The sequence below is a fragment of the Arenibacter aquaticus genome, from assembly GCF_003957295.1.
Lineage (GTDB): Bacteria > Bacteroidota > Bacteroidia > Flavobacteriales > Flavobacteriaceae > Arenibacter > Arenibacter aquaticus.
Genome location: NZ_RQPJ01000001.1, coordinates 220,226 through 232,830, shown reverse-complemented (window position 1 = coordinate 232,830; position 12,605 = coordinate 220,226). Strand labels below are relative to the sequence as shown.

Below are 12,605 nucleotides of genomic sequence, written 5' to 3'. Positions count from 1 at the left end.
CTATGGTAATGGCTGTTTAATTTTCTTCATTTGGCCCTGTATTAATTAGATTTTAGGGCTTAAGCTGTATAGTGATCCCCTACATTTTAGGCAGCCTTGGCGGTCCTAATCCTTGCCATTTTTTTCTCCCCTCCTTAACCCAATCTTAATAATTACATGTCAATAAATTTAACTTTAAGTAAAATTTTATCTATTTATTTGTCAACAAATGTGACTTATATGAAATTTATTTATACATTGGGTACATAAATTTAACTATTAGTAAAATTAGTTTTTAATTTATTAACTAAATAAACCAACAATGAACAAACGAAGAATTAAATTATTTGGGCTGTTATGCTCAATGGGAATGGCCCATGTACTATCTGGGAATACCGTGTATTTTGATGGTGTAAAAACCAAGGGAGACCCTATTCTGTCAAAGGTGGGGCTGCAAGACCGGGTAAGCGGTACCGTAGTGGATGGGGAGGGGGTTCCTTTGTCCGGTGCTTCGGTAATGGTAAAGGGGACTACCAATGGTGTTGTGGCAGATTTTGATGGGAATTTTATTATAGAGGTAGCTACAGGCGAGGTTTTGGTAGTGTCCTATGTAGGTTTTGAGACTAAGGAAGTGGTTATAGGCCAGGAAAGGGAGCTTAATATCATCTTAACTGCGGGCAATGCCCTGGAAGAGGTGGTGGTAACTGCCTTGGGTATAAAAAAGGAAAAAAGACGGGTGGGATATGCTACTCAGGAGGTAAAGGGAGCATCTTTGCAAAAAGCAGTTGCCCCCAATGTTGTGGAGTCCTTAACAGGTAAGATTGCCGGAGTTACCGTAACGACCAATGGTTCCGATTTTTTTTCCGATCCGCAAATTTATTTAAGAGGTGAAAAACCGTTGATAGTAGTGGACGGAGTGCCGCAACCAAATAGTGATTTTTGGAATCTGGCGTCGGATGATATTGAGAACATAACAGTCCTAAAGGGGGCAGCGGCTTCTGCCTTATATGGTTCCTTGGGAGCCAACGGGGCAATTCAAATCACTATGAAATCTGGTAGGGGGATTGAAGGAACGGTAATTTCCTTTAACTCTTCCACTACCTTTCAGGGCAGCTTTCTTAGAATCCCGCATGGTCAAACTCAATACGGACCCGGAAATACTGGTAGATATGAGTTTGGAACCGGAGCTGCAGGTGGGGGAGGTGTAAACGATTTTGACTACTCTGTCTGGGGACCAAAATTTGATGGGCGCCTTATTAAGCAGTTCGATTCACCTATTGATCCGGAAACTGGGGAGCGTATTCCAACTCCATGGATTTCCCGGGGAGAAGATAACCTGAAAAACTTTATGGAATTGGGAATGGTGACTTCCAACAATATAAGTGTGCAATCCAATTCCGATAGGGGAAGTTTTGTGATTTCCAATTCCTATAAGTATGCAAAAGCCTCCACACCCGGACAGCGCCTAGATATCAATACCTTTAGGTTGAGGGGGAATTTAATTCTATCGGATGCCATAAATATAGATGGATCGCTTCAATATAACTACCAATACTCTGATAATAGGATTAGGGGAACATATGGGCCTACTTCGCCCATCTATCTTTTAAGCATATGGGGCGGTGCTAATTTTGATGTCCGCAATTTTGATGGGGATAATATTTGGTTGCCAGGAAAAGTGGGTATAAAACAGAACTTTGTGGAGAATTGGAGATATAACAATCCGTATATTTTGTCCCATTATTGGAAAAAACCTTGGACAAAAAATGATATTCTGACCTATCTCAAAGCCAATTTTAAACTTTCGGATAAATTTAGCGGATCCCTCAGATCAACCCTAAACTCTTATTCCTTAACCAATAACGAAGAAATATCCATGGATATTTATAATTATGATATTCCGGATAGGGGAGGTAGGTTTAGATATAATGCAACACGGTATTTTGAAAATAATACCGACTTTCTACTTTCCTACAATGATAGCTTTTTTGACGATGAGGTACAATTAAACGGAACCCTGGGGGCTAATCAGCGCTATCTCCGCATAGAAAATGAAAGCGCAAGTACCACACAACTGATAATCCCTGAAGTTTTTACCTTGGACAATTCTGTAGACCAAGTAACCCCTTCCAGTAGTAAGGAGTACAAAGGGGTTTATAGTGCCTATACCTCCTTGGATTTTTCCTATAACAACCAGTTGTTTTTTGGGATGACAGGCAGGGTTGACAAATCCTCTACGCTACCAGAGGCCAACGATACCTTTTTCTATCCCTCGGTTTATGTAAGTGCCGTATTAAGTGATATGATAGATTTTCCAGAACCCATTAGTTACCTTAAAATTAGGTCGGCCTATGCTCAGGTTGGGGGAGACTTAGGTATCTATGATGCCACTAATTCCTATAGTACTGGTAGGTATAGGGACTTACCAACTGCCAGTTTTCCAGGAACTTTAGAAAACCCAAATCTTAAGCCGTCCTTTACCAATTCCTTTGAATACGGCTTTGAAACAAAGTTGTTCGGAAGTCGCTTTGGGATAGATTTTTCCTATTATGAAAATGAGTTTGGACCACAAATTTTTACACAGCCTTTCTCCTCGGCTTCAGGTTATGATGGAATTAGGTTAAACGGGAGGACCACGGAGCGTAGGGGAATGGATTTCAGTATCAATGCCATTCCCTTTAGGACAGATAATTTTAATTGGTCCATGATTGTCAATTTTGATAAATCCAAAGAATACCTAACCTCTTTGCCTCCATTGCCAGACGGGACGCCACAGGAGAATGAGGGGAGAACTAAAGTAGGAGCCCTTATTGGGGATTATTGGTATTCTGAATGGGAAAGGGCACCGGATGGGCAATTAATAATTCAATCTAGCGGACTGCCAAAGGTAACCGACTTCCCGGTGAACCAAGGTAATACCCAACCCGATTTTACGGCAAGTGTGAACAATTCTCTTACCTATAAAAACTTATCCTTGAATTTTTTAATAGACGGACGTTTTGGTGGTGTCACCTATGACCGATATGAGAGGGACCTATGGAGGGCTGGTGGTCACCCAGATGCCATACACCCGGAAAGGGAGTTGTCCAATATAGCTTATGTAAACGGTACAGATGCGAGAACCATGCAGATTCCAGGTCTTGCCCTTGTATCAGGGGAAGCCACCTATGATCCAGATGGCAATATATTGACCGATACCAGGGTTTTTGAGCCCAGTACCTACAAGGTGGATTATCAAACTTGGGCAGGTGGTTATAAGGCAGCATGGCAAAACGTGTTAATTGAAAAGACCTTTGCAAAATTAAGGGAGGTGTCCTTGACCTATGTATTGCCGTCCAGCCTATTGGATAAAACATTTATGAATTCGGCATCCATATCCCTAATTGGTAGAAACCTATTGTATTGGACCAAAGATGACACTTTTGGAGATCTGGATACCTATACCGTGAGTACTGGTGATACTAATTTGCAATTGCCTTCTCAAAGATCCTATGGATTTAACATCAACTTTCAATTCTAAAACTACCAAAGATGAAAAATATATTCTTGAAAACTATACTGTTGCTGTGGGTGACTTCTATCGCAATAAGCTGTTTAAAGTATGATGATTTGCGGGAAAACCCCAATCAACCAAATTCGGTTCCTCCTAGCCTTATATTTACACAGTTGACACCAGGGGTTGAATCTTCCTTTAGGGATACCTATGTAAGAATGCAATATCACTTGTGGATTGCAACCGATAATGTTAACTCTCCAAATTTTAATAGTGGTTTTGGAGGTTCTTTTTCCTATGGGGATTTGAGGAACATTGATAAAATGATTGAGGAAGCTGTTGCTGTTGGGGCAGGGGAATATGCCATACTGGGGAAATTCTTAAGGGCCTTTACTTTTGTTGAAATGACTAGAAGAATGGGGGATATTCCTTTTAGTGAAGCAGTGCAAGGGGCGGAAAACCCGACACCAAAGTATGATTCCCAGAAATCTATTTATATACAATGCCTCAATTGGTTGGATGAAGCCAATGAGGAATTGGGAGATTTTATTGTAAGTAATCCGGGTGTGATTTTAGAGGGAGACCTCTTTTACAATGGCGATTTAAAGCAATGGCAGAAATTGATCAATGCGTATACCATTAGAATTTTGATTTCATTGAGCAAGAAGGAGAACGATACGGATGTTGACCTAAAAGGCCGTTTTGCCAACATTGTAAACAATCCGGACAAATATCCGTTGCTTACCGGTCTAGCTGATAATGCCCAAATGGAATACTCCAATGCCGACGGTTTTAGACAGACTTATAATCCAGACCAAGCTGTGTACAGGGATGCTGTTGTATATGCCAGTACCTATATAGATATACTAAAGGAATTTGAAGATCCAAGATTGATGCAGGTGGCGGACCCTACAAAGGATGCACTGGATGCCAATCCCGATGAGGCAGTAGTTAGGGCCGACTTTAATTCATATGCCGGCGCAGATATTTCTGCCAACGGTACTGAGAATTCATCCAAAAAATTGGATGGGGATTTCTCCTTTCCGCATTTCAATAAATATTGGAACTATGTTGGGCAACCAGGAATTTTTATAAGCTATTGGGAGCAGGAGCTGCACCTGGCGGAAGCAGCAAATAGAGGCTGGACCAATGCCAATGCAGAGGTACATTATGAAAATGGGGTTGCGGCATCCATGGAATTTTACGGGGTTGATCCTGCTGATATTTCTGAATATTTAACAACAAAGCAGCCCTACATCACCGGGGAAGCAGGGCTGACCAGAATCCTGGAGCAAAAATACTTGGCTTTTGCCGAAAACTCCAATCAGGAGTCATTTTTTACAACGAGAAGGACTGGAGTGCCCACCTATATTTTTTCGGAAGAAAATAGTATAACCAAGTACCCTGTACGATGGACCTATCCTTCTTCGGAAGATTCGGATAATAAGGAAAACTACAGGGCGGCCCTAAGGGCACAATTTGGTGCCGAAGTAGATGATAGGGATCAACTAATATGGTTGCTTAAGGACTAAAAACGGTAAAAATTTACAAGGATGAAAAAAATATATAGATCAAGCAGTTTAAGAATTATTGTCCTTTGTTTTCTAGGGACAGTCCTCACATTTTTGCAAGGATGTACGGTAGACCGAGGCGATGGTTGGGCGGATGAGAGATATTTGGAGGATTTTGAATTTTATGTATACCACCTAAATCCTTTAACAGGGGAAGAATACACCCAAGAGGAATTGGCAGAGCTAACGTACAACCCACTACTAAAGGAGTCCTATTCCGAGGGGCAGTCTATAGATTTGTCCGTAGTGACTTCCAAAATGCCTTCTGAAATAAAAGTGCTTTCCGGTAAAGACTTATCCGTATTGGGAACCCTTACAACATTTGAGCCCTACGGCGAAAAATTTAAGTCCACTAGTTTTGTGACTGGCCTACAAGAGCTGGGTCTAGTGGAAATAGGCGATAAGATGACCTTGAAGTTTGATATTTTATATGGGGACGGCGCCATAGGGGCCGTTAATTTTGAAGTGAAAAAAGTGAAGTTTTTCGACCCCAATGCGGTAGTGGATACCTTTGTTTATTTAAGGAAAAGTACTGGGGAGACTACTCCTTTGGTTATTGATGAAAAGGTTTCTTCACGTATTACTGATCCGGCATATGGTGCTGTAGTTGAGTTTGATGGTGTTGACGATCAAGTAGAGATATTGGATGTTCCCGAACTAGGGTTTAGACATAACAGTGATTATTCCATAGGTTTTTGGGTAAATACAACCTCTACCGATAGTGATCCAGTAATGATTGGAGATCAAGATTGGGGTAGTTCTTCCAATCCTGGACTGACCATTGCCTTTAGGGGTAACAATTGGAGGGTAGCCACCTCCGACGGAATCACCAAGGCAGATACAAATTATGATGGGGGCTTTAATGACGGAGAGTGGCATTATATAGTGACTACATTTGATCGGGATGGCAACATGACACTGTATCAGGATGGAGCCTCGGTGGCATCCGTGAGCATGGCCGGAATTGGCGAAACAGACAGTGGTAACCCACTTCGTATAGGTCAGGATGGAACTGGAGCTTATGGGCAGTTTTTTCAAGGAAAAATTGGAGAAATTTCTATCTATGACTATGTCTTGTCCCCGCAACAGGTATCAGCTGTTTCTGCCGTAAAAACAGGGGCGCAATTGTTAAAACAGGATGGAAATACACTTAACATTGCGGTTGCCGGTACTGGTGGTGTCAATGCCAGGAGTGAGGATGGGAGGTATGCTTTTGATTTTGATGGAGTTGATGATTACGCCACCCTTGAGGACAGTGAGCTTGCTTTTAGACATACCGGGGATTTTTCAATTGCTACTTGGGTAAAAACTTTGGCCAGCAATAGCGATCCCTCCATTATTGGAGATAAGGACTGGGGGAGCGGCGGTAACAAGGGGTTTATTTTTGCTTATTTAGGCGGTTCCTGGAAGTTAAATGCCGGAGATGGAAATGGCAATAGAATTGACGTTAACGGGGGATCCATTGGTGACGGCGAATGGCATTTGCTTACTGTGACCTTTGATCGGAATGGCCATGCCACAGTCTATCAGGATGGGGAAGAAGTAGGCAATGCCAATATGTCGGCCTTAGGGGATATGAATAGTAACCTGCCCATTAGACTTGCCCAAGACGGTACCGGCAATTACGGTAATTGGTTTCAGGGGATAGTGGCCAATTCTATGATCTTTGATTATGCCCTCACCGCGGAAGAGGTTGAAACACTTTATACGGAATAAAAGTTGAGTTTTTTTGAGTTAGTTTTTTTCAACGAAGCCCGGTTCTTGAGAGTTGGACCGGGCTTATTAATTTAATTTTATGTTTACAATTTATACATATTGTCGTCCCAAGATTATAGTATTTTTAGCTATAAGTTTTGCTATATCTTTAGTTGGGGCTTGTGCTTCAGAGGAAAAGGAAAAAGAAGCAGGAAAGGTAGGGAGTGGAAAAAAGCCCAAGTTGCTTATTATAGGCATTGACGGCTGTAGGCCAGATGGTATTACCACCGCCAATACCCCAAGTTTGGACGCCTTAATGGCCAATGGAACGTACTCTCTGGACGCAAGAAATACGGGGATAACCATAAGTGGTCCAAGCTGGTCCTCCATGCTTACCGGGGTATGGGAAGATAAACATGGGGTTGTTGATAATTCATTTTCTGGTTCTAACTATACCGAATATCCCCATTTTTTTAAGCGGATAGAAGCGTTTAGTACCAATTATAAAACGGTTTCTGTGAGCCAATGGCATCCAATAAACGATCAAATGGGTCAGCGCCTCTACAAGACAGTAAATACTGAGGATTCTAGTGAGAATACCAAGCTTAAGGCTATTGATGAGCTGAAGGAGGAAGGGTTAACAGCCTTGTTTGTCCACTTTGATGATGTTGATCATGCAGGGCATAGATCGGGTTTTGGTCCTGATAATCCTGCGTATTTACAAGCTATTGAGACTGTTGATAAGGCCATTGGAGAGGTAGTCCAGGCAATGAAGTCGCGATCCAATTATGAAAATGAGGATTGGGTTATTTTGGTAAGTACGGATCATGGGGGGATTGGGACCAGTCATGGAGGAGATACCGATGAGGAGCGAACCATATTTGTAATCGTAAGTGGGGATACCGTACCCAAAAAGGAAATAGCCAAAACTACGGTGGAGGTTGTTAGGCAACCGGTAAGCAATTGCCTTGGAAGTAGTGATGAACTGTTTTTTGATGCCAATGCCTCCATTGAGGTGCCTAACAATCCGGCGTTCAACTTTGGTGCCTCCAATGACTTTTCAATTGAGTGTAGAGTACGTTCTCTCCATCCGGGTGATGTGGCCATCCTGGCGAAAAAGAATTGGGACAACGGACTTATGCCTGGTTACGTTTTTTCTTTTAATCCCAGAAATAAGAAATTTAAGGTAAATGTGGGTGATGGAAGTAAAAGGGTGGATGTTGAGGCCAGTACTTTGGATGATAATGAATGGCATACCCTAAGTGCTACTTTTGATCGTGATGGCCTGCTAAAGGTATATATGGACGGAGAGTTGGAAAATAGTGCAGATATCTCTAAAATAGAAAATATAGACAACGACTTTCCATTTACTATTGGGGGCGATGGGAATTTGAAGTACAATTTACATGGGTATATAGCAGAGGTCCGAGTATTTAATACCTTGTTGGACGATGAGGAAATAGATTTATGGCAATGTAAGGTGCTGGATGCTTCACACCCTAAGTATGCTTTTGTAAAAGGACATTGGAAAATTACGGAAGGTCAAGGTCAGGATATAAAGGATTTGGGGCCGGTCAGGGCCAATGGAAGATTAAAAGACGGAATTTGGCAGGACGCAACCGTGGCTTCAATGGAAGTGGAACATAATTTTGACAACACACCCCGAACTGTAGACCTTGCGGTAACCGCCTTAAACCATTTATGTGTGCCTATAGATCCCAATTGGGGACTTGAAGGGAATTCACTACTGGAATTTAGCTGTGATTAGCGATAAATTTAACCACAACAATTTTCATATATGTAAAAGTTTTGTACTTTAGTGCAAAATTGATTAACAACCTTTTTTATATTCTAAAACATGAACATCAACAATAGAAATTATCCAAAACAAAAACAGACCATCATAGGAGTTTGTATGGATGGAACCTCTTATCCATATTATGAAGCGGCCAAGGACGTAATGCCCAATTTACAGCGGTTTATAAAGGAAGGATCTGTAGGAATGGTTAAAAGTGTAATCCCATCCTTTACTAATCCCAATAACATGGCCATTGTTACGGGGGTAACACCTAAGGTAAATGGAATTTGTGGGAATTTCTATTGGGATACCGAGTTGCAGGAAGAGGTAATGATGAATGATCCTAAATATCTGAAGGTGCCTACCATATTGTCCGAACTAAGTAAAAACAATAGAAAAGTAGCGGTTGTTACTGCCAAGGACAAATTGCGTAAAATGTTGGCCCATAATCTGGATGGTATTTGCTTTTCGGCAGAATTTGCCAACCAAGCTACCTTGGAGGAGAATGGGATAGCGGATGTGGAGCAAGGCTTAATGGGTAAGGAAAGACCTGGAATTTATGATCCCTATATTTCTGTTTATTGTATTGAAGCCGGTGCCAAATTATTAAAGCGCCAGCATTTTGATGTCATGTATTTAACCACAACAGACTTTGTGCAGCATAAATATGCTCCAGGAAGTCCGGATGCCAATGATTTCTTGTCGAAAATAGATTTTTGGTTGGGAGAGCTAGATAAATTGGGGGCCATTATTGGGGTAACGGCCGATCATGGCATGCAGGCCAAGACCAATCCGGACGGTAGTCCCAAAGTACAGTTTATAGAGCAGCTTTTGGATGCCCAGGATATTAAGACCAGGGTAATCTTGCCCATTACAGATCCCTACGTGGTGCATCATGGTGCATTGGGTGGATATGGTACCTTGTATTTGGAAGATAAATCACAATTGGGGGCGGCCAAGGATTATCTGTTAAGCTTGGACGGAATTGAAAAAGTGCTTACCAATGCCGAGGCTGTGGAAGAATACGAATTGCCAGCGGATAGGATAGGAGATTTGGTGGTATTGGCCGATTCTTCTACCACCATAGGCAGAACACCGGACTGGCACGAGTTGGATAAGGTTAAGGAAGGGCTGCGATCACATGGCGGGGAACACTGCCAAGAGGTACCCATGATATTCAACAAGAAATTAAACGCTGAATTCAGTGAGAAATTGGCTTCAGGGAACAGTAGGAACTTTGATTTGTTCCATTTTTTAAGTAACGGATTTTCTAACTAACCCCCCTTTAAATTAATACTATGATCGAATTTGGAAGTATAATTAATGGAAAACAGGTAAAGAGCGGGGAATGGATCAATATATACAATCCTTATACCAAGAAACAGGTAGGCAGGGTATCATCTATTGATACCAATAGTTTGGACAAGGTTTTGGTAGATACCAAGAAGACTAAAATTAACCTCACTAGGTACGAGCGCTATGAAATACTGAACAAAATAGCCAGTGCATTGGAGGAAAGGGTAGATGAGGTGAGTAATATGATCACCGATGAGACCGGACTTTGTTTAAAGGATAGTAGGTATGAAGCAAGTCGGGTTTCGGATGTGCTGCGATTCTCGGCCATGAAGGCCTTGGATGACGATTCCCAGGTGTTCCCGTGTGACGTGTCCAAAAATGGCAAACCAAGAAGAATCTATACTACAAGGGTGCCCTTGGGACTAATTAGTTGTATAACACCTTTTAATCACCCTATGAATCAAGTGGTTCACAAGATAGCACCGGCAATAGCAACCAACAATACGGTAGTTTTAAAGCCATCGGAAAAAACACCCTTGTCTGCCTACTATTTTGCACAGTTGGCCTTGGACTGTGGTCTGCCACCGAATATGTTGAACGTAGTCAATGGTGCCGATATAGAAGCCACGGCAGAAATGATGACCGTACATCCAGAAATTACTATGGTGTCCTTTACAGGGGGAAGTAAAATAGGAAAGATCATCGCCTCAAAGGCGGGCTATAAAAAACTTGTTCTGGAACTTGGGGGTAGCTCTGCCTTATTAATTTTGGATGATGCCGATATAGATGAGGCCGTAGAAGTAACCATGGCAGGTACTTTTAAAAATTCAGCCCAGCGCTGTACCGCCATACGGCGAATATTGGTTCATGAAAGCATTGCGGACACCTATGCCGCTAAACTTGCCGATAGGGTAAAAGCCTTGAAATGCGGTGATCCTTATAATCCAGATAATGATATGGGAACCGTTATTAGCGAAGATTCGGCCAAGGAAATGGAATCCAGGGTGCAGGACGCAATAGACAATGGTGCAGTGCTCTTGGCCGGTCATAAAAGAGATGGTGCGCTCTACGCCCCAACGGTTTTGGACCATGTGCAAAATGCCCACGAAGTGGTAGCAAAAGAGACTTTTGGTCCCGTAGCCCCTATTATTAGGTTTAAGAGCTTGGACGAGGCCATTGATATCGCCAATGACACGCCATATGGATTGTCAGGAGGGGTGGTGAGCAACCACTGGCCCTCCATACAAAGAGTCATTACCGAACTGGATACCGGTACGGTAAACGTAAATGAAGCGCCTAGCTACCGCTTGGAATGGACGCCCTTTGGTGGGGTAAAAGACTCCGGATTGGGCTATAAGGAAGGGGTAATAGAAACCATGAAGGGCTATACCTATGTAAAGACCTATTCCCTGCCTTGGGATATTGCCTAGTTGAAAAGAATTCAAGAATAGAAAAAAATAACAAATGCAAATAAAAAGAAATGTGTTGTTGAATCCAGGTCCGGCAACCACAACAGATTCCGTCAAATTGGCACAGGTAGTCACCGATATTTGTCCAAGGGAAAAAGAGTTTGGCGACCTAATGGAATTCTGCGCTACCGAAATAACCAAATTTGTTGGAGACCTAAAAGAATATACTACCGTAATGTTCGGGGGTTCGGGTACGGCAACAGTGGAGGCAATTCTAAGTTCGGTGGTGCCGGAGAACGGCCGTATCCTGATAATTGATAACGGCGCCTATGGAAAACGTATGTGCCAAATCACTGCAATCTATAAACTGGATACCGTGGTATTTGAATCTTCCTCCATAGCCCCAATAGACCTGAATGCCTTGGAAGAGGTAATAAAGGCCGAAAAGGGGCTTACCCATTTGGCCATGATACACCATGAAACAACTACTGGATTATTGAACGATATTACAGCCGTGGGCAAGTTGTGTGATACCTATGGAATTAGCTTTATAGTAGACTCCATGAGTGGTTTTGCCGCTATTCCCGTAAATATGAAAGATATGAATATCCACTATTTGGCGGCCAGTTCCAATAAGAATATTCAAGGAATGGCCGGAATAGGTTTTGCCATTTGTAACAAAAAAGCGTTGCTTTCAACAGCGTCCATTCCTATGCGCAATCTCTATTTAAACCTCTATGCGCAGTATGCCTATTTTGAAAAAACACATCAAACCAGATTTACCCCTCCCGTACAGACTTTCTATGCGCTTAAACAGGCTATCATTGAGACCAAGGAAGAAACCGTGGAAAAGCGCTATTCCCGCTATGGAAAATCATGGGAAACACTGCTTAAAGGTCTGGAAGAATTGGGATTGGAATATCTGATAGACAAGGAATACCACTCCAAAATCATTACCTCTATTATTGAACCCAAAACCGAAAAATACAATTTTGAGGAAATGCACGATTATTTCTTTGAAAGAGGATTTACCATCTATCCTGGCAAGGTTAATGACTACGATACCTTTAGGATCTCCAATATTGGACAGATAGACTATACCGATATGGAGAATTTCTTGAAAATTTTAAAAGAATACCTGGTTAAAATTGGTTACGCTAAAGCATAAATTAAAGGGGCTTGTCTATTCAGACAGCTCCTTTTTTAGTCTAGATGTTTATGCTTCCATTAAGGTATAATGATGATTTTTGACTTGTATGGTAAATTGCACTGGATTTGTTGTACTAGGCTATACCTATTGCTATTTTACTGTGGTTAGGGCCACTACTTCTTAAGATTTAATAGAATTATGTAATAATACCGCT

At 41.9% G+C, this 12,605-nt stretch carries 7 protein-coding genes; all 7 read left to right on the top strand.

The genetic code is table 11. The annotated features are described in order from the left end of the window. Nucleotides 1-301: 301 nt before the first annotated feature. The 7 genes from EHW67_RS00935 (at nucleotide 302) to EHW67_RS00905 (ending at nucleotide 12,409) form a co-directional block, all read left to right on the top strand. The gene (locus EHW67_RS00935; protein WP_126160466.1) at nucleotides 302-3,499 is read left to right on the top strand and encodes a SusC/RagA family TonB-linked outer membrane protein; all 3,198 of its coding nucleotides are present in this window, start codon (nucleotides 302-304) and stop codon (nucleotides 3,497-3,499) included. An 11-nt stretch (nucleotides 3,500-3,510) separates the two neighbouring features. After that, nucleotides 3,511-5,004 (top strand): SusD/RagB family nutrient-binding outer membrane lipoprotein, encoded by a 1,494-nt coding sequence (locus tag EHW67_RS00930; protein WP_126160465.1) that lies wholly within the window; start codon nucleotides 3,511-3,513, stop codon nucleotides 5,002-5,004. Nucleotides 5,005-5,025: 21 nt separating this feature from the next. Further along, nucleotides 5,026-6,759, top strand: coding sequence for a LamG domain-containing protein (locus EHW67_RS00925; protein ID WP_126160464.1), 1,734 nt, complete (start codon nucleotides 5,026-5,028; stop codon nucleotides 6,757-6,759). Nucleotides 6,760-6,838: 79 nt separating this feature from the next. Then, nucleotides 6,839-8,506 (top strand): alkaline phosphatase family protein, encoded by a 1,668-nt coding sequence (locus tag EHW67_RS00920; protein ID WP_126160463.1) that lies wholly within the window; start codon nucleotides 6,839-6,841, stop codon nucleotides 8,504-8,506. Nucleotides 8,507-8,596: 90 nt separating this feature from the next. Further along, the gene (phnA, locus tag EHW67_RS00915) at nucleotides 8,597-9,814 is read left to right on the top strand and encodes a phosphonoacetate hydrolase (RefSeq protein ID WP_126160462.1); all 1,218 of its coding nucleotides are present in this window, start codon (nucleotides 8,597-8,599) and stop codon (nucleotides 9,812-9,814) included. Between the two features lie 20 nt (nucleotides 9,815-9,834). Further along, nucleotides 9,835-11,262, top strand: coding sequence for an aldehyde dehydrogenase family protein (locus EHW67_RS00910; RefSeq protein WP_126160461.1), 1,428 nt, complete (start codon nucleotides 9,835-9,837; stop codon nucleotides 11,260-11,262). 34 nt (nucleotides 11,263-11,296) lie between these two features. After that, a complete protein-coding gene (locus EHW67_RS00905) occupies nucleotides 11,297-12,409 on the top strand; it encodes a 2-aminoethylphosphonate aminotransferase (RefSeq protein ID WP_126160460.1) in 1,113 nt (370 codons plus the stop codon). Nucleotides 12,410-12,605 lie beyond the last annotated feature (196 nt).